Genomic DNA, 580 nt, shown 5'->3' with positions numbered 1-580 from the left:
CCCGCGGGCGGAGCTGTCGCGGCCCGGCCCCGTCGTACCGCGCGGCCGGCCCCCCGGGCCGCGGCTCGCCGCCGAGCGCGGGGCACCGGCCGGCTCGTCGTGACCCACCGCGGTCGTTGTTTCACGTGAAACCGCGGGCCGTGTTTCACGTGAAACGGGGACCGCTTCGCTCGGCGTAGCCGTCGTCTCCTCCGGGCGCCCGCTCGTCCCGCTCTCCCCGGCGGTGAGCGCCTTCTCTCCGGCGGTGAGCGCCTTCTCCGCGGCGAGCGCGGCATCGAGGCGGCCGGCCACGTCGTCCGGCATCGGCCCGGGGTCGGGCAGCGCGCCGAGCAGCCTGCCGATCTCCTCCAGCGAGCTCAGGACCTCGGAGCACGGGGCACAGCCGGTCACATGGTCGCGGACGGTGGCGGAGCGTTCCGGCGGCAGCAGCCCCTCCGCCAGTGCGGAGATCTCCTCGATGTCCGGGTGCCGATCCGTGCCGGTCGTGGATGTCACGCTCGCCCACCTCCGCCCTTCACGGCATCTGTGGTGTGTGGCCCTGTCGCCGGTGGGACGGATGTCCCCTGCGCGCGGTTCCTTC

The 580-nt window shown here is 75.0% G+C and carries 1 protein-coding gene and 1 pseudogene; both read right to left on the bottom strand.

Annotation, left to right across the window (positions count from 1 at the left end; translation table 11 throughout):
• The coding region (locus ACSNOD_RS31650) for an anti-sigma factor family protein (RefSeq protein WP_436770511.1) at nucleotides 1-495 on the bottom strand (495 nt) is incomplete at its 3' end.
• A pseudogene (locus ACSNOD_RS31645) lies at nucleotides 492-580 on the bottom strand (RNA polymerase sigma factor SigM); the annotation flags it as partial. The pseudogene ACSNOD_RS31645 and the gene ACSNOD_RS31650, both read right to left, overlap by 4 nt.

The organism is Streptomyces sp. URMC 123, from assembly GCF_051386515.1.
Taxonomy (GTDB): domain Bacteria; phylum Actinomycetota; class Actinomycetes; order Streptomycetales; family Streptomycetaceae; genus Streptomyces.
This window is presented reverse-complemented; position numbering and strand designations above follow the sequence as displayed.